The 22,228-nt window shown below is 74.3% G+C and carries 20 protein-coding genes; 4 read left to right on the plus strand and 16 right to left on the minus strand.

Annotated features, from left to right (window positions below; translation table 11 throughout):
- Positions 1-14: 14 nt before the first annotated feature.
- Complete coding sequence (locus tag ACTMTB_RS25070) at positions 15-1,871, plus strand: polysaccharide biosynthesis protein (RefSeq protein ID WP_441148668.1); 1,857 nt, start codon at positions 15-17, stop codon at positions 1,869-1,871.
- A 69-nt stretch (positions 1,872-1,940) separates the two neighbouring features.
- Here ACTMTB_RS25070 and ACTMTB_RS25075 read toward each other — a convergent pair whose 3' ends face one another.
- The 10 genes from ACTMTB_RS25075 to ACTMTB_RS25120 all read right to left on the minus strand — a co-directional run bounded on the left by ACTMTB_RS25075 (position 1,941) and on the right by ACTMTB_RS25120 (position 10,074).
- Positions 1,941-2,141, minus strand: a complete 201-nt coding sequence (locus ACTMTB_RS25075; protein WP_154936558.1) for a hypothetical protein — start codon at positions 2,139-2,141, stop codon at positions 1,941-1,943.
- A complete protein-coding gene (locus ACTMTB_RS25080) occupies positions 2,138-2,470 on the minus strand; it encodes a hypothetical protein (RefSeq protein ID WP_441148669.1) in 333 nt (110 codons plus the stop codon). The genes ACTMTB_RS25075 and ACTMTB_RS25080 overlap by 4 nt, the downstream gene beginning before the upstream one ends.
- Complete coding sequence (locus tag ACTMTB_RS25085) at positions 2,467-2,841, minus strand: DUF1622 domain-containing protein (protein WP_441148670.1); 375 nt, start codon at positions 2,839-2,841, stop codon at positions 2,467-2,469. Before ACTMTB_RS25085 ends, ACTMTB_RS25080 begins: the two co-directional genes overlap by 4 nt.
- 38 nt (positions 2,842-2,879) lie before the next feature.
- Positions 2,880-3,464 carry a TMEM165/GDT1 family protein gene (locus ACTMTB_RS25090; protein WP_441148671.1) on the minus strand — a complete coding sequence of 195 codons (585 nt, stop codon included), beginning with the start codon at positions 3,462-3,464 and terminating at the stop codon, positions 2,880-2,882.
- A gap of 674 nt (positions 3,465-4,138) precedes the next feature.
- Positions 4,139-5,104, minus strand: coding sequence for an L-histidine N(alpha)-methyltransferase (gene egtD, locus ACTMTB_RS25095; RefSeq protein WP_441148672.1), 966 nt, complete (start codon positions 5,102-5,104; stop codon positions 4,139-4,141).
- A 59-nt stretch (positions 5,105-5,163) separates the two neighbouring features.
- A complete protein-coding gene (egtC, locus tag ACTMTB_RS25100; RefSeq protein WP_441148673.1) occupies positions 5,164-5,910 on the minus strand; it encodes an ergothioneine biosynthesis protein EgtC in 747 nt (248 codons plus the stop codon).
- Between the two features lie 16 nt (positions 5,911-5,926).
- Positions 5,927-7,264, minus strand: a complete 1,338-nt coding sequence (gene egtB, locus ACTMTB_RS25105) for an ergothioneine biosynthesis protein EgtB (protein ID WP_441148674.1) — start codon at positions 7,262-7,264, stop codon at positions 5,927-5,929.
- Positions 7,261-8,496, minus strand: coding sequence for an ergothioneine biosynthesis glutamate--cysteine ligase EgtA (egtA, locus tag ACTMTB_RS25110; RefSeq protein ID WP_441148675.1), 1,236 nt, complete (start codon positions 8,494-8,496; stop codon positions 7,261-7,263). Before egtA ends, egtB begins: the two co-directional genes overlap by 4 nt.
- A 152-nt stretch (positions 8,497-8,648) precedes the next feature.
- A complete protein-coding gene (locus ACTMTB_RS25115; protein WP_441148676.1) occupies positions 8,649-9,422 on the minus strand; it encodes a hypothetical protein in 774 nt (257 codons plus the stop codon).
- A gap of 16 nt (positions 9,423-9,438) precedes the next feature.
- The gene (locus ACTMTB_RS25120) at positions 9,439-10,074 is read right to left on the minus strand and encodes an RNA polymerase sigma factor (RefSeq protein ID WP_441148677.1); all 636 of its coding nucleotides are present in this window, start codon (positions 10,072-10,074) and stop codon (positions 9,439-9,441) included.
- Positions 10,075-10,601: 527 nt separating this feature from the next.
- Here ACTMTB_RS25120 and ACTMTB_RS25125 point away from each other — a divergent pair.
- Complete coding sequence (locus ACTMTB_RS25125; protein ID WP_441148678.1) at positions 10,602-11,987, plus strand: serine/threonine-protein kinase; 1,386 nt, start codon at positions 10,602-10,604, stop codon at positions 11,985-11,987.
- A gap of 104 nt (positions 11,988-12,091) precedes the next feature.
- Positions 12,092-13,354 carry a nucleotide sugar dehydrogenase gene (locus ACTMTB_RS25130; protein ID WP_441148679.1) on the plus strand — a complete coding sequence of 421 codons (1,263 nt, stop codon included), beginning with the start codon at positions 12,092-12,094 and terminating at the stop codon, positions 13,352-13,354.
- Positions 13,355-13,400: 46 nt separating this feature from the next.
- Here ACTMTB_RS25130 and ACTMTB_RS25135 read toward each other — a convergent pair whose 3' ends face one another.
- The 5 genes from ACTMTB_RS25135 to ACTMTB_RS25155 all read right to left on the minus strand — a co-directional run bounded on the left by ACTMTB_RS25135 (position 13,401) and on the right by ACTMTB_RS25155 (position 19,477).
- Positions 13,401-15,881: an ABC transporter permease gene (locus tag ACTMTB_RS25135; RefSeq protein ID WP_441148680.1), complete on the minus strand. Its 2,481-nt coding sequence runs from the start codon at positions 15,879-15,881 to the stop codon at positions 13,401-13,403.
- A 5-nt stretch (positions 15,882-15,886) separates the two neighbouring features.
- A complete protein-coding gene (locus ACTMTB_RS25140; protein ID WP_441148681.1) occupies positions 15,887-16,663 on the minus strand; it encodes an ABC transporter ATP-binding protein in 777 nt (258 codons plus the stop codon).
- A 148-nt stretch (positions 16,664-16,811) separates the two neighbouring features.
- Positions 16,812-17,477: a response regulator gene (locus ACTMTB_RS25145; RefSeq protein ID WP_441148682.1), complete on the minus strand. Its 666-nt coding sequence runs from the start codon at positions 17,475-17,477 to the stop codon at positions 16,812-16,814.
- Positions 17,474-18,703 (minus strand): sensor histidine kinase, encoded by a 1,230-nt coding sequence (locus ACTMTB_RS25150; RefSeq protein WP_441148683.1) that lies wholly within the window; start codon positions 18,701-18,703, stop codon positions 17,474-17,476. Before ACTMTB_RS25150 ends, ACTMTB_RS25145 begins: the two co-directional genes overlap by 4 nt.
- A 78-nt stretch (positions 18,704-18,781) precedes the next feature.
- The gene (locus tag ACTMTB_RS25155; RefSeq protein ID WP_441148684.1) at positions 18,782-19,477 is read right to left on the minus strand and encodes a DUF305 domain-containing protein; all 696 of its coding nucleotides are present in this window, start codon (positions 19,475-19,477) and stop codon (positions 18,782-18,784) included.
- 138 nt (positions 19,478-19,615) lie between these two features.
- Here ACTMTB_RS25155 and ACTMTB_RS25160 point away from each other — a divergent pair, with 138 nt between their 5' ends.
- Positions 19,616-21,094, plus strand: coding sequence for an LVIVD repeat-containing protein (locus ACTMTB_RS25160; RefSeq protein ID WP_441148685.1), 1,479 nt, complete (start codon positions 19,616-19,618; stop codon positions 21,092-21,094).
- Positions 21,095-21,153: 59 nt separating this feature from the next.
- Here ACTMTB_RS25160 and ACTMTB_RS25165 read toward each other — a convergent pair whose 3' ends face one another.
- Positions 21,154-22,149, minus strand: a complete 996-nt coding sequence (locus tag ACTMTB_RS25165) for a linear amide C-N hydrolase (RefSeq protein WP_441148686.1) — start codon at positions 22,147-22,149, stop codon at positions 21,154-21,156.
- Between the last annotated feature and the right edge of the window lie 79 nt (positions 22,150-22,228).

A 22,228-nucleotide genomic window follows, 5' to 3' on the forward strand; every position in this document is an offset into this window, starting at 1 on the left:
CGCAGAGGACACCAATGGACGATGCAGCCTCCTTAACCCGCACGAACATCCCGCGACGCGACTGGGTCACCCGACGTGCGAAGACCCTGTCTCTGCTAACGCTCGACACCGGCGCATGGTGCGCTGGATTTCTGGTGGCCGCCTGGGCCAGGTACGAATTCGGCCTGACCCCACAGCAGTGCGCCCTCGCGTTGGGCACCGCCGCCGTCTGCGCGGTGGTGCACGCCGCCATCGAGCAGGTGCGCTCCACCGCCCGTGGCCGCCACCCGATCGGCAGCATCGGCGAGGCCCGTGACCTGGCCCTGACCACCCTCCTTGCCGCCGCCGTGATGTTGGCCGCCCTGGTTACGCTCACCGAACGGCCGGTGCCGGCCAGCGTCCCGGTGACCGGCGGGGCGGTGGCCCTGCTGGTGATGGCCGGCGGGCGGGCCGGCTACCGGTGGCGGCGCGATCGCGACGACCGCCCGGTCCGGGGCGCGGAGCGGGCCCTGATCTACGGCGTCGACGCCGCGAGCGAACGCCTCGTACGGGTGCTGGTCGGCGACCCGGACGGCAGCTACCTGCCGGTCGGCCTGCTCGACGACGACCGCGAGCGACAGGGGCTGCGCCTGGAGGGACTCCGGGTGCTGGGCGGCCGCGAGCAGATCGAGCAGGCGGTACGCCGCACCGGGGCCACCACGATCATCTTCTCCATCGACGGCTCGGACGCCGAACTGATGCGCGACGTACGCCGCCGGACGTTGCAGGCGGGCGCCGCGTTCAAGGTGCTCCCCCCGGTGCGGGAGCTGCTGGACCGGCCGGTGCGGGCCACCGACGTCCGGGACCTGCAGCTCACCGACCTGCTGGGGCGGGCGCAGCGGGTGGCCGAGCTGATGATCGAGCGCAACGGCCTGGCCGGCCGACGGGTGCTGGTCACCGGAGCGGGCGGTTCGATCGGCTCGGAGCTGTGCCGGCAGATCGCCCGCTGCGAGCCGGGCGAGCTGATGATGCTGGACCGGGACGAGTCGGCCCTGCACGCGCTGCAGATGTCGCTGCACGGCCGGGCGCTGCTGGACGGGCCGGAACTCATCCTCGCCGACATCCGCGACGCCGACGGCATCGCCCGGATCGTCGCCGACCGGCAGCCGGACATCGTCTTCCACGCCGCCGCCCTCAAGCACCTGACGCTGCTGCAACGGCACCCGGGGGAGGCGGTCAAGACCAACGTCCGCGGCACCCTGAACGTGCTGGAGGCGTGCCGGGACGTGAGCCAGTTCGTCAACATCTCCACCGACAAGGCGGCCAACCCGGTCAGCGTGCTCGGCTACTCCAAGCGGATCACCGAGCGGCTGACCGCCCACTACGCCGAGCAGGTCGGCGGGGCGTTCCTCAGCGTGCGCTTCGGCAACGTGCTCAGCAGCCGCGGTTCGGTGCTGACCGCCTTCCAGGCGCAGGTCGAGGCGGGGTTGCCGATCACGGTCACCCATCCCGAGGTGACCCGCTACTTCATGACCGTGCAGGAGGCGGTGCAGCTGGTCCTCCAGGCGGCGACCATCGGGCGCGGCGGGGAGGCGCTGGTGCTCGACATGGGCGAGCCGGTGCGCATCGCCGACGTGGCGCGCCGGCTCGCCGCCGAGGCGGACCGCCCGACGGAGATCGTCTTCACCGGACTGCGCCCCGGCGAGAAGCTGCACGAGGACCTGTTCGGCGTCGACGAGGTCGACAGCCGGCCGCTGCACCCGCTCATCTCGCACGTGCGAGTGCCCTCGCTGAGCCCGGAGGAGGTCCACGGGCTCGACCCCTACGCCGACGCGGACGAGCTGATCAAGTGGATGGCGGCGTACTGCGAGGACCTGCCGGTGCGGTCCTCGATGCTGCCCTCACCCCGCTGACGAGGACGCCGCGGCGGCGGAGCCCGATGGGGCCCGCCGCCGCGGCGGCGTCAGGGACGTACGGCGAGGTCAGCGCCGCTCGCGGGCCCGCTCCCCGTCTTCGCCCTCGGTCTCCTCCAGCGCGTCGGCGAACGGCTCGGTCAGGTCGTCGCCCGGCACGGCGACCGCCTCGGCGCGGTCCTGCTCGTCGATCCGGCCACCCGGCGGCGGCTCGGGAGCGGTGGCGCCACCGGCGAAGCCGTACTCGTTGGGCTCGTCATGCCTGCTCATGGGGTTATCCTCCCGCTATGTTCGCTTTGCGTCCTGCCGCTCACGGTAGGCCGTGATCGTCTTACCCGCAGGGCGGCGGCGATAGTCGGTGCCGGGGCGGGCGCGCCGGCGGCGATCCCGGCCCAGAGGAGCTGGCGCAGCAGGATGATCGCCGCGGCGGTCGCCAGCGCGGTCCAACCGCTGCCCACGGCGAGCCGGAGCAGGCCGGCGGCGACGAGCAGGTCCAGCAGCACCCGCAGCGCGGTACGCCAGGAACGGACGGTGAGCAGGACGACCACGCCGCTGCCCAGCGCGAGGGCGGTCGCCACATCGGCCAGGGCCTCCCTCACGTCCGGCTCCCCTGGTCCGTCCCGGCCTCGCCGACCTGCCGCTGTTCCTGGGCGATCTCGCGGCGCAGGAAGAAGTTCAGCGCGGTCCGGATGGTGGCGATGGCCGCCAGCTGCCCGATCTGGTCGAACGTCGGTGACACGGCGGTACGCAGGATGTCCGCGGCGAGCTGGAACTCGAGGCCGAGCGTGAGGAACCGGCCGAGGGAGAGCCGGATCGGGGTGAAGACGGCGGCGCTGCGGTGTCGCAGTCCCTCAACCACGAACCGCAGCGCCGCCCAGAGCGCGCCGACGAAGATCACCACGGCTCCGGCGATCTCCACCAAGGTGACCGCGATGCGGTCGCCCTCGCGCAGGAACTCGTCCAGGTCCACCCGGGGGCGTTACCCGCCCCCGCCGGCGCTAGGCCGGGTCAGAGCTGGTCGACCGCCTCCAGGATCAGCCAGAGACCGCAGATGGCGAAGAGCACGGCGGCGCCGTACCGGATGGTCTTCTCCGGCAGGTGCCGGCCCAGCATCCGGCCGACCAGGATGGCCAGCGCGTCGGCGGCCACCATGCCCAGCGTCGAGCCGAGCCAGGTGCCGAACCAGCCGTACTTGGTGGCCAGCGTGATGGTGGCGAGCATCGTCTTGTCGCCCATCTCGGCCAGGAAGAACGCGACACCGACCGCGATGACGGCCGACTTGCCGGTCTTCTCCGCCTTGCGCTTCTCCTCCTCGGTGAGCTTGTCGCCGCGCAGCGTCCAGACGCCGAAGCCGAGGAACGCCAGGCCGGCGATCAGGGAGATCCAGCCGGTGGGCAGGGCCGCGTTGAGCCCGTAGCCGATGGCCACCGAGGCCAGGTGGACGATCGCGGTGGCGATGGTGATGCCGATCAGCACCGGGACCGGCTTGAAGCGGGTGGCGAAGGTCAGCGCCATCAGCTGGGACTTGTCCCCCAGCTCGGCGACGAAGATGACACCGAAGCTGATCACCAGCGCGGCGAGAAAACCGTCCATGAGAACCTTCCCGATCATGCCGGGAGGAGGTACGGGGGCGCCCTCGACCCGGCTGCAACAGCCTGAGTCGAAGGTCTCGCCCGCCCCACCGGGGTGGGGCCGCGTGGCCGGATGCGGAACGCACCAGTATGTCGACCACGACATTGGGGGCTACTCCCCTTCGCGCCCTCACCCTAGCCGATCACGCCGGCCGCCGGCCCGGACGGGTGCCCCAGGTCACCGCGCGCCGGGCCGCCCGGCCATGCGTTGCGCTGGTCCAAGGGGGGGTATGGCCCGCCGTGCCCGGCTCCGGGCGGTCAGGCTTGATCCCTGCGCCGGGCACGGCGGGCCACACCCCCGTCGTGGGCAACCTCCGCACGGCCCTCGCCGCCCTCGCGGCCCCGAACCCTCCGCCCAGCGTCCGCCGCCGCGCTCGGGCGTCGGCGCCGCGTGGAGTCTTCCACTCACCGTCACGCCTCGATCGACCGTCGCCTGATCCACTCCGTTTGCGGCGTGTCGCGGTATCGCCGGGCTCGGACACCGCGACACGCCGCAAACGGGAGGCGATCACGGGCGCCCACCGCTCTGTGCGGGGCGGTGCCCTCCCGTCCACACCGGTCACCGGCGGTGGATCTGGGTATGCCGCCGGCCGGCGCCGAGGTCGCGCGGCGGGCCGACTGACCGGCGGCCGCCGGTCAGTCGGCCCGGGCCAGGTTCACCCCGAACAGGCCGTCCGGGTCGGTCCAGAACTCGCGTACGGTGAAGCCGGCCGCCGCCAGCTCCCGGGCGATCCCCTCCGGCCGGAACTTCGCCGACACCTCCGTGCGCAGCTCCTCGCCCGCGGCGAAGTCCACCGTCAGGTCCAGCACCCGGACCCGCATCGCCCGCTCGGCCCGCAGCCGCATCTCGATCCACTCCCGGTCGGCGTCCCAGCGCGCCACGTGGGTGAAGGCCGCCGGGTCGAAGTCCGCGCCCAGCTCCCGGTTGACCACCCGCAGCACGTTGCGGTTGAACTCGGCGGTGACCCCGGCCGCGTCGTCGTACGCCGGCACGATCACCTCCGGGTCCTTGACCAGATCGGTGCCGATCAGCAGCCAGTCGCCCGCCTCCAACGTCGCGCGCATCGCGGACAGGAACGCGGCCCGTTCGGGCGGCAGCAGGTTGCCGATGGTGCCGCCGAGGAAGACCACCAGCCGCCGCCCGCCGGTGGGCAGCCGGTCGAGCTGGCGGGTGAAGTCGCCGACGATGCCGCGTACCCGCAGACCCGGGTAGTCGGTGGCGATCTGCTCGGTGGACTGGCGCAGCGCGCTCACGGACACGTCCAGCGGCACGAAGGTGCCGAGCCCACCCCGGCGGGTGAAGGCGTCCAACAGCAGCCGGGTCTTCTCCGACGAACCGGAGCCCAGTTCGATCAGCGTCTTCGCGCCGGTCAGCTCGGCGATGTCGGTGGCCCGCTCGGCCAGCACGGCCCGCTCGGCCCGGGTCGGGTAGTACTCGGGCAGCCGGGTGATCTCCTCGAACAGCTCGCTGCCCCGGGCGTCGTAGAACCATTTCGGTGGCAGCCACTTCTCCTCGGCGGTCAGCCCGACCCGTACGTCCTCCCGCAGGCTGCGCCCCAGGTCCTGGTCTTCGAGGTAGATCTCCAACGGCTCCGCGCCCATGAGGTGTCCCTTCTCCTTCGGCGAACGTCCCTGTCTCCACCTGCGACCCTGCTGCGGCGTCACGCTCCCGCCAGGGCGCGCACGCGCACCGAGGTCGAGGTCGCCACCACCAGGTGCCGGTCCGGCAACGACCGCCAGCCCGGGTCGTCGTCGTGCGGCTCGGAGGCCAGCAGCACCGAGTCCGGCGTCGCGAGGACGGACATCGCGTGCCCCGCCACGGTGGCCACCACCGTCCGGCCGTCGGTGAGCAGCAGGTTCAGCCGCGACCCGGGCGCGGCCTCCGACACCTGCGCGACCGTCTCCGCGACCGCCTCCGCCGGGTCGGCGCCGGCCCGCAACCGGTGCCGGACCAGCGCCCAGAGCAGGGCGGAGTCGGTCGGGGCGTCGAGGGTGAGCAGGTCACGGACAGGCAGGGTGTCGGCGAGCGGCACCAGCGCGTCGGGCCAGCCCCGCACGACACCGTTGTGGCTGAACAGCCACCGGCCCTCGGTGAACGGCGCGGCGGCGGACTCCTGCACCGGCATGCCGACGGTGCCGGAGCGGACGGCGGCCAGCACCGCGCCGGCGAGGGTCACCCCGGCCAGCGCCGGCAGCGTCACGTCGCTCCAGATGGGCTGGGCCCGCCGGTAGCGCACCGGATCGCCCTCGCCGGGGTACCACCCGACGCCGAAGCCGTCGGCGTTGACGGTCCCGCCGCCGCGCATGTCCCGGGGTGCCCAGGACTGCCGGACCAGCGAGTCCGGCGGGTCGTACAGCAGGGCGCGCAGGCTCAGCGGCGGCCCGAGGTAGGCCAGGTGCCGACACATCAGGCGGTGCCGCCGATCACCCGTGCGCCTCCTCGGGCCGGGCGTCGCGGGCGCAGCGGAAGCCGCTGAAGATCTGCCGCCGGATCGGGTAGTCCCAGTTGCGGAACGTGCCCCGGCAGGCCGCCCGGTCCGTGCCGAACGAGCCGCCGCGCAGCACCCGGTAGTCGTCGCCGAAGAACACCTCGGAGTACTCCCGGTACGGGAAGGCCGTGAACCCGGGGTGGCCCCGGAAGGTGCTCGACGTCCACTCCCAGACGTCGCCGATCAGCTGGTGCACGCCCAGCGGCGAGGCGCCCGCCGGGTAGGCGCCCACCGGTGCCGGCCACAGGTGCCGCTGCCCCAGGTTGGCGTGCCCGCCGGTCGGGTCCTCGTCGCCCCACGGGTACCGGCGGGAGCGGCCGGTGCCCGGGTCCCAGCGGGCCGCCTTCTCCCACTCCTCCTCGGTGGGCAGCCGCCGTCCCGCCCAGGCCGCGAAGGCCTCCGCCTCGTACCAGCAGACGTGCACCACCGGCTCGTCGTCGCGGACCGGTGACCACCGCCCGAACCGCCGGTACGCCCAGCCGTCGCCGTCGCGCCGCCAGTGCATCGGCGCGGTCAGTCCCGCCTCGGTGCGGTGCCGCCAGCCGGGCCCGCTCCACCAGCGCGGGTCGTCGTACCCGCCGGCGGCGATGAACTCGCGGTACCGGCCGTTGGTGACCGGCGCCGCGTCGATGACGTACGCGGGCAGCTCGACGGTGTGCGCGGGGCGCTCGTTGTCCAGGGCCCACGGGTCGGTGGAGGTGCCCATGGTGAACGGGCCCGCCGGCACCAGCACCTCGTCGGCGACCGGCACCCGGGGCTCGGGCGGCGGGGGCGCGTCCAGGACCGCGGGCCCGGCGCGCAGCTGGTGGGTGGCGAGCATCGTCTCGTCGTGCTGCTGCTCGTGCTGCACGATCATCCCGAAGGCGAAGCCCTCGGCGACCAGCGGACGGTCGGTGAACCGGATGGCGTCCAGCAGGTCGAACACCTTGTCGCGGACCGTCGACACGTAGGCGCGCGCCTCGGCGGGAGGCAGCAGCGGCAGCGACGGGCGGTCCTTGCGGGGCTGCTTGAACGCGTCGTACAGGTCGTCGATGTCGTGGCGGACCGGCTCGCGCCCGCCGACGTCGCGCACCAGCCAGAGCTCCTCCTGGTTGCCCACGTGGGCGAGGTCCCAGACCAGCGGGGACATCAGCGGGGAGTGCTGGCGGGTCAGGTCGTCGTCGTCCACCGCCTCGGTGAGCAGCGCCGTACGGGCCCGGGTCCGCTCCAGCTCCGCCGCGATCCGGCTGCGCAGCACCTCCGCCTGCGTGTCCGGCTGTTCGGTGGTGGTCACCGGTGCCCCCTCTCCGCGGCGGCCCGTCGCCGCCGGATTCCTCGGCTCGTCTCGTCGTGGGTGCCCGGCGGCAGGTCCAGCCGGGGCAGCGCCTCCAGCGCCAGGTCGAGCAGGGCGGCGGCCGCCGCGGCCAGCGGCGGGTCGGCCAGGCCGTACCGGGCCGCGGCGTGCCAGCGGTCGGCCACCGGCGCGGCGATCGCGCGGGCGGACCGCGCGGTGTCGGCGCGGTCGAGCAGCGCGGTCAGCACGGCGAGCGGGAGGATCCAGCCGGGACCGGGCTGGGCGTCCAGGTAGCGCACCTCCAGGTAGCCCCTCGGGCGGACCGGCGGGAACAGGGTGCTGACGTGGTATTCCAGGTCGTCGGTGGTCGGCGGGCGGGGCAGCGCCCCGTCGATCCAGTCGGCGAAGGTGATCCCCGGTGGCGGGGTCCAGTCCGGGCCGTCGTGGCGCAGGCAGAGCAGCGGCGCGGCCAGCGCGTACTCCGTCCAGGCGGCGACCGGGTCCTCGTCGGGCCGCCGCGGCGACCAGACCGGCCGGGTGCGGGCCGGGTCGATGCCCAGCCAGGCGGCCATCCGCGCGGACGCCCAACCGGTCCGCCGGCCGGCGTGCCGGTCGGCGGTGGCGAACGCGGCCACCAGCGGCGGCCCGACCATGTGCACGGTGGCCCAGCGGGCGGCCAGCTCGGCCGGTTCGCCCGCGTCCAGGCAGACCTGAAGGCCGGCGGTGCTGTACATCATGGTCCGCCCGGCAGGGCCCCGGCGGTCGAAGACGCAGCGCATCGCGCGGTAGCGGGAGGTCTCGACCACCGGCTGCGGGACCCGCCACGGGTCGATGCCGCTGCGGCCGAGCACCAGCCCGGCGCGCTCCAGCAGCGCGCTCAGCTCGGCGATGTCGGCCTCGGTGGCCAGGATCAGCGCGGCGACCGACGGTCGGGGCGCGGTGGACACCTCCACCTGCCCGCCGGGCTCCACGGTCACGCTGCTTCCGTGCCGGAGCGGCTGGGCGGGGCTGGTGTGGTCCAGGGTGACGGGGCTGTGCCGCCCCAGCGCCGCCCGCAGCCGCTCCCGGTCAACCGGTCGGGCGGGGTCGGCGGCGTCGTGCACGGTCCATTCCAGTTCGACGCCGGTGAAGACCGGTGGCCCGGTCTTGAAGCAGATCCGGCCGAGGTGGGCCGCGGCGGCGGCCTTCTCGCCCAGCACGGTCGTCCGCTCGAGTTCCGGGGACGTCACCACGAAACGGTCTCCTCCCGACCGGGGACCCGGCGACACTGCCGGCGCGGGCGGCATCGACCGTCGCCGGCCGGCCGCCGCGTCTCACCATCTTCTGTCTAGCAGACGGAATCCGCGGCCCCGGGCGGGAAGAAATTTCTGTGAAGCCTTTTCGACTACTTCTTCCGACTTGGGCGGGCGTCCGGAGTGGGCGCCGCCGGGGCCGCGGGCGGGCCCGACGGCTTCGCCTCCGGCGATTCGTCCGCCTCCGGGGCCCGCTCCGGAAGCAGCTCCCGGCAGTACGCCTCGACCTTGCCCGCACCGCCGGCGGCGGCCACCAGATCGGCGAACGCGGAGCTCCGCAGCGCCTTCTCACGCTGCGCCGCCGGCTTCGCCAGGTACGCCCGGCACTGCCCCGCCAGCTTCCCCTCGGAGGCCGGCTTCCCGGAGGCGCCGGGCCGGCCGGAGGGGGACGCGGCGGAGGGGCCGGCACCCGGGGTGGGCGCGCCGGTCGTCGACCCGCCACCGGACGAGGACGGCGCCGCCGGACCGGAACCGGATCCGCCCGGCACGGAGGCGGACGGCCGGGGCGCCGGGTCGTCGCCGCGGTCGAGGGTCACCGCGGCGAAGGCGGCGCCGGCCGTGGCGGTGGCGGCGATGCCGGCCACCCAGGCGACCACGCCCGTGGTCACCCGTCGCCGGCGCCGGGACGGCGGCGCGGGCGACGGGGCGGACGCGCCCGCCGCGCGGGCGGCCCGGAACGCGGCCAGCGCGGCCTCCTCGCCGGCCAGCTCACCCGGGCGGGCCGGGGCGGCCGCGGCGGAGAGCAGCCGGGCGAGCGGGTCCTCGCCCGCGGGCGGCGCGTCGGCGGTCCGGGCGGCGTCGAGCAGCCGCTCGGCCTCGGCCCGGTCGGCGGGCCGCTCGGCGCCGTCGGAGCGGCGGAAGTTCATCCAGTTTCCCCTCACGTCATCCGTCCGCCGGCTCGGCGTGGGACGTGCTCGGCGTCTGCCGGCCCCGCCGCGGGTGGGGCCGGCCGGTCCGCTCGTCGCCGCCGGACGGTTGGGGCAGGTCCTGACGTTCCAGCAGCGCGGCGAGCCGGCGCAGGCCGCGGTGCGCGGCGGTGCGGACGGCACCCGAGCGGCGCCCGAGCACCCGGCCGGCGGTTTCGGCGTCCAGCCCGATCACCGCCCGCAGCAGCACCGCCTCGGCCTCCCGGGGCGGCAGCGTCGCGATCAGGGCCAGCGCGGCCTCCGTACCGATGGTCTCACCGGCCCGTTCGGCCGTGTCCGCGTCCCCGGCCAGCTCGCTCAAGGCCTGCACCGGCACCGGCAGCGAGGGACGGCGACGCTGGCGGCGCAGGTGGTCCATCGCCCGGTTCCGGGCGATCGTCACCGTCCAGGCGCGGAACTCCCCGCCGGTGAAGCTGGGCAGGTCCCGGGAGATCTGCAACCAGGTCTCCGAGGCGACGTCCTCGGCGTCAGCGCCGACGAGGGCGGTGAGGTACCGCAACAGGCCCGGCTGGAGGCTGCGGTACAGGAAGCGGAAGGCCTCCTCGTCGCCGGCCTGCGCCGCGGCCACCGCCTCGCTCAGCTCAACGGTCATGCGTCCGCCGCCCCCGCCGTGACCGGCAGGCCGTGCGTGACGCACCCCCGGTGCGGCAGCCGGACCCCCTCGCGCACCAACAGCCCCCCGCTGACCCCATCGCACCCTGCCGAGCGGCCGGGCGGCATGTCTGACACACGCCGCGACAATACGGCGGTCGGCCGAATGCCGCACCGGCACCATGGGCTGGCCCGAGTCGCGCTAACGGTAGGAGTCAATGGACGGGTGGACAAGTCACCGCCTGGCGGAGAAAGAGTGAGAAATATCTAGCTAACAATCGGCGAGTCCGCGTGACGGAAAACGACTGCGGGACGCCCCCGGCCAGGTCATCGCGGTCCGGGCGTCCCCGGTGGCCCCGTACGCCCGGCTTGCTGCCGCCGCCCGCGGCCATTGTGACAGTCCGTTCGGTTCTCGTCACCCCCCGTTCGCCGCGCCGTCGTGGCGCCGGTACCGGTGCCGCGCCGGTGCCGGACGCGACGGGGAGATCGCCATGAGTTCTTTTCTGCTCCTCTGGGTACGGTATTCGGGTGTTGTCATCGGAAGTCGTGCTCAGCGGTCGCTACCGCCTGGACGAACGTGTCGCCACCGGCGGCATGGGCGACGTCTGGCGTGCCACGGACCTGATCCTGGGCCGCCAGGTCGCGGTGAAGGTGCTGCTGCCGGCGCTGGTCTCCGACCCCGACTTCATCGCCCGGTTCCGCGCCGAGGCGCGGATCATGGCCGCCCTGCGCAACCCGGGCATCGTGCAGGTCTTCGACTGCGGCGAGGACCGCCTCGCCGACGGCGGGCGCGCCGACTACCTGGTCATGGAGTTCGTCGAGGGCGAGCCGCTGTCCCGGCGGATCGAGGCCGCCGGTCACCTGGACGTCGCCGAGACGATGTCGATCGTCGCGCAGGCCGCCCAGGCGCTGCACGCCGCGCACGCCGGCGGGATCGTGCACCGCGACGTGAAGCCGAGCAACCTGCTGGTGCAGGAGGACGGCACCGTGGTGCTGGTCGACTTCGGCGTCGCCCGCTCCACCAACGTCACCAGCATCACCAGCACCAACGCGGTGCCGGGGACGGCGCTCTACATGGCGCCGGAGCAGGCGTCCGGCCGTCCCGTCTCCGCCGCCACCGACATCTACGCGCTCGGCGCGGTCGCGTACTGCTGCCTCACCGGCGGGCCGCCGTTCACCGGCGACAACCCGCTCCAGGTCGCGGTGCGGCACCTGGACGACGAGCCGCCGGCGCTGCCGGAGGAGATCCCGGCGCCGGTGCACGCGCTGGTGTCGCGGGCGCTGGCCAAGGACCCGGCCGACCGGTTCGCCACCGGGGCCGAGATGGCCGCCGCGGCCCGGGCCGCGCTGAGCGACGGCACCGCGACGACCGCGTTCGTCCCCCCGGCGCTGCGTGGCGCGGCGGGCCCGGCGACCACCACCCGGGGCGAGGTGCCGGTGCTCCCGGCGGCGGCCACCGTGGCGCCGACGCGGGGCCGCGGTCGGCGCGGCTCGCTGGTCGGCGCGCTCGCGGCGGTGCTGGTGGCACTCACCGCGCTGGGCGCGGCGCTCGGCGCGGCCAAGGAGACCGGTGACGGGGCGACCAACATCAAGAGCACCTCGCCGGCCGTGGCGCCCAGCGAAGAGGGGGAACCGTCGGCGATCCCCGAGGAGACCACCACGGGTCAGCCGAGCCGGCCGAACCGCACCTGGAACCCGCGCAACCGGCCCTCGGCCACCGTCACGGTCACGCCGTCGCCGGGGCCGAGCGGATCGGCGGAGCCGCAGCCGACCTCGGTGCCGACAACCACGCCGGCCGGCCCGCCGACCACCACGGCACCGCCCGATCCGGTGCCGACCACCACGTCACCGCCCGATCCGGTGCCGACCACCACGGCGCCTCCGGACGGGAACCCGCCGCTGGCGGGCAGCTGACCGGATTCGGCACCGCCATCGCCATTAGTCGCAAAATCGGACTTTAAACCTCATACAGGCCCTAAGCTCCCGGACAGGAGTCACTTACTGCCACGGGAGCGAACGTGCGCGTTGAGAAGCTGGTCGTCATCGGTCAGGGGTACGTCGGTCTGCCACTGGCGATGCGTGCCGTCGAGGCGGGGCTGGACGTGGTCGGCCTCGACGTCGACGCCGACCGGGTCAAGCGGCTCGCCACCGGCGAGTCGTTCGTCGAGGACATCACCGCCGAACGGCTCGGCCGGGCGCTGGGCAGCGGCCGCTACCGGCCGAGCACGGAGTACACCGACGCCGAGGGCTTCGACATCTGTGTGATCACCGTCCCGACCCCGCTGCGCGACGGCGCTCCCGACCTCAGCTACGTCGAGCAGGCCGGCCACGGCATCGGCCCGTACGTCCGGGCCGGCTGCACGGTGGTCCTGGAGTCGACCACCTACCCCGGCACCACCGAGGACGTGCTCCGGCCGCTGCTGGAGTCGGCCAGCGGCCTGCGCAGCCCCGGCGACTTCCACCTCGGCTACAGCCCGGAGCGGATCGACCCGGGCAACCGCACCTGGCGGCTGGAGAACACCCCCAAGGTGGTCTCCGGCGTCGACGGCGCCTCGTTGCGCCGGGTCGACGACTTCTACCGGCAACTGGTGGAGCGGACCGTGCCGGTGGACTCGACCCGGGTCGCCGAGCTGACCAAGCTGATCGAGAACACCTTCCGGCAGGTCAACATCGCGCTGATCAACGAGCTGGCGATCGCCTCCCACCACCTGGGGATCGACGTCTGGCAGGCGATCGACGCCGCCTCCTCCAAGCCGTTCGGCTTCATGCCGTTCCGGCCCGGCCCGGGTGTGGGCGGGCACTGCCTGCCGATCGACCCGTGCTACCTGTCCTGGCAGGTGAAGCGGACGATGGGTCGGCAGTTCCGGTTCATCGAGCTGGCCGACGACATCAACCACCAGATGCCCGAGCACGTGGCCCAGCGGGTGATGGCCGGGCTGAACCGGGTGGGCCGCTCGGTCAACGGTGCCCGGCTGCTGCTGCTGGGCCTGGCGTACAAGAAGAACACCGGCGACATGCGCGACTCCCCCGCCGTGGACGTGGCCCGGCGGCTCAACGACCTCGGCGCCGACGTGCGCGCGGTCGAGCCGTACGCCGAGCCGCAGCACATCCCCGGCGGCGTGACCGTGGTCGACCTGACCGAGCGGGAGGTCGCCGAGGCCGACGCCGTGGTCGTGGTGACCGACCACGACAGCTTCGACTACGACCTGGTGGCCCGGCACGCCCGGTACGTCTTCGACACCCGGGACCGCTGTCGGGGCGCGGTGGTGGAGCGGCTCTGATCCGCGCGGCCGTGGCCGGTCCCGCCCGGGACCGGCCACCACCGGTTCACTCCGCGCCGAGCGCCTCGACCACCGGCCGGCCCAACGCCCGGCGGGCCGGCAGCACGGAGGCGAGCAGGGCGGCCAGCACCGCCACCGCGAGCATCAGCCCGAGCCGCCCCCAGGGCAGCACCAGGGTGAACTCCCCGCCGATCTTCGCCACGAAGGCCATCGCCCCGGCGCTGACCCCGGCGCCCAGCGCCATCCCGAGCACCGCCCCGACCAGCGCCATCAGCACCGCCTCGACGGCCAGCATGGCCCGCATCCGGCCCCGGGTGAGGCCGACCGCCCGCAGCACGGCGTTCTCCCGGGTCCGCTCCACCACCGAGAGGCTCAGCGTGTTCGCCACGCCGACCAGGGCGATCACCACCGCCAGGCCGAGCAGCGCGGTGACGAAGGCCAGCAGCATGTCGACCGTGCCGGTGAGCATCTTCTTGTAGGCGGCCTGGTCCATCAGGTTGACCGTCGGGTAACGCGCGACGACGGTCTCGACCGCCGCCCGGGCCCGCTCGGCGGAGACCCCGGCGGCGGGGTCCACCTCGGCGAGGAAGCCGCGCTGGGTCGGGAAGAGCCGGGCGAAGTCGGCGTCGACCATGTCGACCAGGTGTCCCTCGGCCACCCCGGGGGCGGCCTGGGCGGCCTCGTCGGCGGTCACCACCGCGGCCACCCGGAAGGACCGGCCGGCGAGCGTCACCGGGGCGCCGACGGTCCAGCCGCGCGCCTCGGCGAGCTGCCGGTGCACCAGCACCGCGCCCGGGCCGAGGTCGCCGTCGTCGCCGGCCACCGTGCCGGTCAGGGTACGGCCGACCAGCGCCGGATGCGCGGCGCGGATCTCCACCCCGTCGACGACCCGGCTGCGCCGCTCGTGCACCACCCCCAGCTCCGGCCGGGCGGCCAGCTCGTCGGCGAGGGCCGCCGGCAGGTCGCTGCCGACGCCGGTGACCAGGTAGTCGACGCCGATCTGGGCGTCCACGGCGCGTTCGATGCCGACCTTCACGCTGCCGGCGCCGACCACGAACGCCGACACCAGACCGATCCCGATCACCAGCGCGGTGGCGGTCGCCGAGACCCGGCGCGGATTGCGGACGGCGTTGGCCACGGCCAGCCCGGCGGTGGCGCCGAGAAGCAGCCGGGCGGGCGCGCCGAAGAGCCGGACCAGGGCGGGCACCAGCACCGGGCCGTAGAGCACGATGCCGAAGAAGGTCAGCATCCCGCCGAGGGCGACCAGCGCGATCTGGCCGACGGTGGCGGCCACCGCGAGCGCGGCGACCCCGGCGGCGAAGACCAGCGCGCCGATCGTCAGCCGGACCCGGCCGGCGCGGCGGGTCACCTGCACGGCGGCGTCGGTCAGCGCGGCCACCGGGGCGACCCGGGTGCCCTGCCAGGCGGGTACGCAGGCGGCGGCCACGGTGATCGCGGTGCCCAGCGCCACGCAGAGCAGCACCGTCGAGCGGGTCAGCATGACCTCGCCGGTGAACGGCAGGTCCAGCGTGGACAGCCCCGCCGCCAGGCCGGCGGCCAGGCCGGCGCCGGCCAGCACCCCCAGTGCCGAGGCGGTCAGCCCGAGCACCGCCGACTCCAGCAGGGTGGCCCGGAAGACCTGCCCCCGGGTGGCGCCGACCAGCCGGAGCAGGGCGGTACGCCGGGTCCGCTGGGCGAGCACGATGGCGAAGGTGTTGGCGATGACGAAGCCGGCCACCACCACCGCGACCCCGGCGAAGGTCAGCAGGATCATGCCGAACTGCTTGAGGTCGCGGACCGCGTCGTCGACCGCGTCGTCGAGGATCTGCTGACGGGACTTCACGGTGGCGCCGGTGGCGGCCACCCCGGCCAGCCGCTCGGCCACCGCCTCGCGGGACGTGCCCGGGGCGACGGCCACCATGATCCGGCCGTACCCCCGCTCCCCGGTCACCGCCAGGGCGTCGGCGCCCACCAGGCCGATGAACGGTCCGCCGACGTCGCGGGCGGTGCCGGCCACGTCGACGGCGCCGACCAGGGTGTACGCGCGGGCGGCCCCGGTGGAGCCGCCCACCTCGACCGGCGCGCCGAGGGCGAAGCCCTCCTCACGCACGGTGGACGCGTCGAGGACGACCTCGCCGGGGCGGTCCGGCAGCCGGCCGGCGGTCAGGTCGTACGAGCGCAGGGCCGGGTCGGTGGGGATCGCGGCGAGCACCCCGTAGCCGAGCACCGGGCGGCCGTCGGAGCCGACCACCCCGCCGGAACCGGTCAGCTCCCCCTCGGCGGCGGCCACCCCGTCGACCGCGCGCACCCGGTCGACCAGGGCGGGCGGGAGGGGGTCCTTGCCGGCGTACACGCCGAGGTCGGTGTGCCGGTCGAAGGCGCCGGCCCGGTCGTACGCGCCGGCCCGCATGCCGTCGGTGAGCATCAGGGTGCCGGCGACGAAGGCCACGCCGAGCACGATCGCCAGGGAGGAGAGCAGCAGCCGCAGCGCGTCGGCGCGCAACGAGCGCAGGGTCAACCGGATCATCGCGGTCACCGCCCCCGCGCCGGGGCGACCGGGTCGAGGCCGGCGAGCGCGTCCAGGATCCGCTCGGCGGTCGGCGCGGCCAGTTCGCGGACCAGCCGGCCGTCGGAGAGGAAGACCACCCGGTCGGCGTACGCGGCGGCCACCGGGTCGTGGGTCACCATGACCACGGTCTGGCCGAGGGTGTCCACGGCCTCCCGGAGCAGCCCCAGCACCTCGGCGCCCGAGCGGGAGTCCAGGTTGCCGGTCGGCTCGTCGGCGAAGACCACCCAGGGGCGGGTGACCAGCGCCCGGGCCACGGCCACCCGCTGCTGCTGCCCGCCGGAGAGTTCGGCCGGCCGGTGCCCGAGCCGGTCGGCCAGGCCGACCGCCGCCACCACCTGCCGCAGCCAGGCCGGATCCGCCCGCCGGCCCGCGATGGCCAGCGGCAGCAGGATGTTCTCCTCGGCGGTCAGCGCCGGCAGCAGGTTGAACTTCTGGAAGACGAAGCCGATCCGGTCCCGGCGCAGCAGGGTGAGCCGCTTGTCGTCGAGGCGGGCGGTCTCGGTGTCGCCGAGCCGGACGGTGCCCGCCGTGGGACTGTCGAGGCCGGCCAGGCAGTGCATCAGCGTCGACTTGCCCGAGCCGGACGGGCCCATGATGGCGGTGAACCGGCCGGCGGCGAAGTCGACGTCGACGCCGTCGAGGGCGACGACGCGGGCGGCGCCGCGCCCGTACTCCTTGCGCAGGCCGCGGGCGGTGACCGCGACACCGGTACGGGACGGGACGGGTGGGGCGAGGGACATGCGGAGACTCCCCGTGCAGTCGGTGACCGGGACGTCTCCGACGCTATGGAGCGCCGCCCGCGGTGGCGTCCGCCCGCACGGTCGAGGTCGGTACGCCCCGGGTCGCCCCCGACCGGGTGGACCCGTACGACCCAGGTCGTAGCGCCGGTCAGCCTCCCGGCGTGACCAGCCCGCTCTCGTACGCCAGCACCACCGCCTGGACCCGGTCGCGGAGCTGGAGCTTGGCCAGGATCCGCCCGACGTGGGTCTTCACGGTCGCCTCGGCGACGTGCACCCGGCCGGCGATCTCGGCGTTCGACAGTCCCTGCGCGACGAGCAGCAGGATCTCCCGCTCCCGGTCGGTGAGCTGGGCCAGCCGGGGGTCCTCGCTGGGCCCCGGCCCCAACCGGTCGGCGAACCGGTCCAGCAGCCGGCGGGTGATCGACGGCGCGACCACCGAGTCACCGGCGGCGACCACCCGGATCGCGGCGAGCAGCTCCTCCGGGGGCACGTTCTTGAGCAGGAAGCCGCTCGCCCCGGCGCGCAGCGCGGCGAACGCGTCGGCCTCGGTGTCGAAGGTGGTGAGCACCAGCACCCAGGGCGGGCCGGCCGGGCGGTCCCGGCAGATCCGGCGGGTCGCCTCCACCCCGTCCATGGTGGGCATCCGGACGTCCATCACCACCACGTCCGCCTCGATGCGGGCAAGCAGCCGCAGCGCGTCCGCGCCGTCGATGGCCTCGCCGACCACCTCCAGGTCCGGCTGGGAGTCCAGCACCATCCGGAACCCCGCGCGCACCAGCGCCTGGTCGTCCACGATCACCACGCGGACCGTCATGCCGCCACCTCCGTCCCGGCTGTCGACGGTAGCGGCAGCCGCGCCTCGACCCGCCAGCCCCCGGCCAGCCGGGGGCCGGCGACGAGGCTGCCGTCGTACACGCCGACCCGCTCGCGCATGCCGACCAGGCCGTGCCCGCCGGACGGCGCGGGACCGACCGGCGGCCGGCCGTGCCCGTCGTCGACCACCCGGACCACGACGGCGTCCGGGACATGCTCCAGGGTGACCGTGACGCTCGCGCCGACCCCGGCGTGCTTGAGCGCGTTGGTCAGCGCCTCCTGCACCACCCGGTAGACGGTGAGGTCCAGGCCCGGGGGCAGCGCGGCCGGTTCGCCGGTGACCGTGTGCCGGACCCGCAGCCCGGCGTCGCGGAACCGGTCCAGCAGCGCGGGCAGTTCGGCGACCGCCGCCCGCCGGTGCTCCGGGTCGGCGGCGACGGCGTCGTCGTCCGGCGGCTCCGCCGTGGCGAGCGGCTCCGCCGGGCTGGGCTCCCGCAGGACGTCCACCAGCCGGCGCATCTCCTCCAGCGCCTGCCGGCCGGTGTCCGCGACCACCTTGACCGCGGCGCGGGCGGTCTCCGGGTCCTGGTCGAGCATGTACCGGGCCCCGTCGGCCTGGACGATCATCACGGCCATGCTGTGCGCCACCACGTCGTGCAGCTCGCGGGCGATCCGGGCCCGCTCCCCCGCCACCGCGGCGCGGGCCTCGGCCTCCCGCTCGCGCTCCAGCGTGGCGGCGCGCTCCTCCAGGCTGAGCACGTACAGGCGGCGGGTCCGCACGTTCAGGGCGGCGAGCCACACCCCGCCGGTGACCAGCGCGAAATAGATGGCGGTGGCCCACCAGGCGGCGTTGCCGACGGTCTGCGAGGCGGCCAGCACCACCCCGATCGCCGCGACGATCCCGGCCAGCACGCCGTCGCGCAGCCGCTCGGCGTACTTCACGACGCTGTAGAGGGCGATCAGCACGCCGATGTCGTAGGCCAGCGGCCCCCAGCCGGCGATCACCTGCACCATGGCCAGCCCGGCCACCACAGCCGCCACGGCCGACGGGTGGACCCGACGCCACAGCAGGGCGACCGCCATGGCGCAACCGACCAGCGTGGCGGGCACGCCGCCGGGCTGGCTCACCAGGGCGGCCACGGCCAGGAGCGCCACCACGCCGGAGACGAGGACGTCGAAGGCGAGCGAGCGCAGCGGGCGGCCGAAGACGGTGCGGTTCACGGTCACCCAGCGTACGGGGCAGGTCGCCGTCGATGCGCCCGCGGACGGCCGGTCGCGGCCGGGGTCGCCCGGCGCCGGGACGGGTCAGGCGGGTGGCCGGACCAGCTCGCGCATGCGGTCGATCTCGACGGACTGCTCGGTGGCGACGGAGTTGGCGAACTCGTCGAGCTGCTGGTCGACGCCGACCTTCAGCAGGTCGGTCGCCATGGTGACGGCACCCTGGTGGTGCGCGGTCATCAGCTGCACGAACAGCCGGTCGAAGTCGGCGCCCCGGGCGTCCGCGAGCCGCCGGATCGCCTCCGGCGACTGCATGCCGCGCATGGTGCCGTGGTCGTGGCCGGGCACCTCGGCCGGCAGGCCGCGGGCGCTCAACCAGCCGCGCATCATGCCGATCTCCGGCCGCTGCGCGCCCCTGATCCGGTCGGCCACCGCCCGGATCTGCGGGCTGGCGGCCCGGCCCTCGGCCAGCTCCGCCATCGCCAGGGCCTGCTCGTGGTGCGGGATCATCATCCGCACGAACCAGACGTCCAGGGAGTTGTAGCTGGGCGAGGCGGTGTCGCGGACCTCCGCGGCCGGGCGGGCGACGGCGGACTCGCCGGGGCGGCCGGGGACGATGACGGAGGGGCCGTCAGCCGGGGCCGGGGTCGGCGACGCGACTCCGGTCGATCCGACGGCCACCGGGGCGGGACGGTCGGTGGGCCGCAGCGCGAGCCCGAGCGCCACCAGCACCACGGCCGCGACTGTGACGACGAGCAGGGTCCGTCCACGTCGGGCGGTCATGCGACTCCCCCTCCGGTCGAGGTCGCAGCGATCGTATCCATTGACGACGACGCTTTCATGTGACGCAGATCACATCGACGCCCATCGCCGGAAGGTAAGGTGTCCATAATCATCAACCCCTGTCGAAGGGCTCTGCCGATGATCAGATTTTCCCTCCCCCGACGACGCCAGCTGAGGATCGTGAGCCTGGCTGCGGCCGGCCTCCTGGTGGCGAGCGTGGCCACCGCGCCGGCCGGCAACGCCGCCGTGACGCCCGACGCGGAGGCGGTCGCCACGGCCACCACCGCACAGGCCGCCACGGCCACCCCCACGCTCGGCGTGGACGAGATCTCCAGCAGCCCCAACCTGCGACAGATCGCCAACCTGCCGAAGCAGGCCCCGTTCAACACGTCGGCGGCCTTCAACAGCGACATGGCCTTCCAGGGCCGGTACGCCTTCGTCGGCAACTACGAGGGCTTCGTCATCTACGACATCGCCCGTCCCAGCGCACCGAAGATCGTGTCCCAGGTGCTCTGCCCGGGGTCGCAGAACGACATCTCGGTCTACGGCGACCTGCTCTTCCTCTCCACCGACCAGGGCCGCAGCAACGACTCCTGCACGAGTGAGCGCCTGACCGAGACCAAACCGGAGTCTTGGGAAGGCATCAAGGTCTTCGACATCAGCGACAAGGCCAACCCGCGCTACATCAAGGCGGTCGAGACCGACTGCGGCTCGCACACCCACACGCTGGTGCCGGCCAAGGACAAGAAGTCCGTCTACCTGTACGTCTCGTCGTACCGCCCCTTGGTGGAGCTGCCGGACTGCCAGCCCCCGCACGATTCCATCTCGATCGTCAAGGTGCCGCTGAAGAAGCCGACCGACGCGGCCGTGGTGGCCATGCCGAACCTCTTCCCGGACGGCGGGTACGAGGGCATCCCGGGTCAGAAGTCGGCGACCAGCGGCTGCCACGACATCACCGCGTACCCGTCGAAGGACATCGCCGCCGGCGCCTGCATGGGCGACGGCATCCTGATGGACATCTCGAACCGGGAGGCGCCCCGGGTCATCAACCGGGTGCGTGACACGGTGAACTTCGCCTTCTGGCACTCGGCGACGTTCAACAACGCCGGCACCAAGGTCGTCTTCACCGACGAGCTGGGCGGCGGCGGCGCGGCCACCTGCAACGAGGTCGTCGGGCCGAACCGTGGCGCGGACGCCATCTACGACATCACCGGTCGCGGCGACGCCCGGACGATGGTCTTCCGCAGCTACTACAAGATCCCGCGGGCCAACGCGGACACCGAGAACTGCGTGGCGCACAACGGCTCGCTGATCCCGGTGTTCGGCCGCGACATCATGGTCCAGGCGTGGTACCAGGGCGGCATCTCGGTCTGGGACTTCACCGACTCGACCAAGCCGAAGGAGATCGGGTTCTGGGAGCGCGGTCCGCTCTCGGCCACCCAGCTCACCACCGGTGGCGCCTGGTCGACGTACTACTACAACGGGCACATCTACTCCAGCGACATCCAGAAGGGCCTGGACGTGCTGGAGCTGAACGACTGGCGGACGTGGACGGCGAACCTGGTCCGGTTCCGCGAGCTGAACGTGCAGACCCAGGCCGGCTACCTGAGCTGGTAGGGCCACGTCGGAAGGGCCCGGTCCCCGTCGGGGGCCGGGCCCTTGCGCGTACGGCGGGTTCAGTCCATCGGCAGCTGGTAGCGCCGCTCCTTGCCCGTCGCGGTGACCAGGTGCACGTCGCCGCTGCGCAGCCCGTACGTCACCGACCAGCGGGTGTGGCCCTGCCGCACCTGGTCGAGGATCCGCAGCGCCGCCGGGGCGTCCACCCGGGCGCCGGAGCTCTCCAACGCGGCCGCGATGGCCCCGTACCGGCGGTCGGCGCGCCGCTCCTTCTCGGACACCCCGACCACCGGCACGTTGGTCAGCGCCTGCCAGCGGCCCTCGCCGCGCTGGACCCGCATCGTCCCGTCCACGAACTCGACCACGGCCGAGCGGCCGGTCGCGTCGGCGAGCAGGTAGTGCAGCGGCGGCCCGCCGTCGAAGTCCAGGTTGTACCGGCCGAAGACGGCCACCGCCTCGTCGACCGTGGCGGCCCGGTCGAGCACCAGTCGCAGGATGCGCACCGAGCCGACCGTGGGGCGGCCCGGCACCGGCGTGACCGTCGCGTGGTCGTCGGCGGCCAGGCCGACCGCGAGCCCGCGCTCGTTCATGCCGTCGAAGGGCAGCAGCGGCGCGTCCAGCAGCCGCCGGTCGCCGGTCGGATCGGCGCCGATCCCGAGGTACGACAGGTCCACCAGGGACACCGAGGCGTAGCCGTCCGGCGGGTCGGTACGCAGCACCATCGCCGGGTTGGCCGCCCAGTCGAAGTTGCGGGCGAACAGCGGCCGGGCCGGGTCGCCGCTGGCGGCGAAGAGCGAGCAGCCGAAGGGGCTCGCCTCGGGCTCCGCGTCGGTGCCGACCGTCGCGTCGTACCGGCCGACGTAGGTCATCTCGTACAACGGCAGTTTGTCGACCCGGCGCAGGCTGGCCAGGGTGCGCCCGACCTCGTCGGCGTCCTGCCGGGACGCGGCCGGCACCCGGTCGCCGGCCGGCACGGGCGGCGTGTCGTCGGTGCCGGCGCAGCCGGTGGTGGCGAGCAACAGGGCGAGCCCGGCGCCCAGGAGAGTCCTCCGCATATCTCCGGAACGCTATGGGAGACCCCGGGGGTTGTCCACCGACCTAAGCCGACACCGGTTTTCCGTTTCGGGCATCCGG

Origin of the sequence: Micromonospora sp. L32, from assembly GCF_052068055.1 — a bacterium.
In the GTDB taxonomy this organism is placed as follows: Bacteria; Actinomycetota; Actinomycetes; order Mycobacteriales; family Micromonosporaceae; genus Micromonospora; species Micromonospora purpureochromogenes.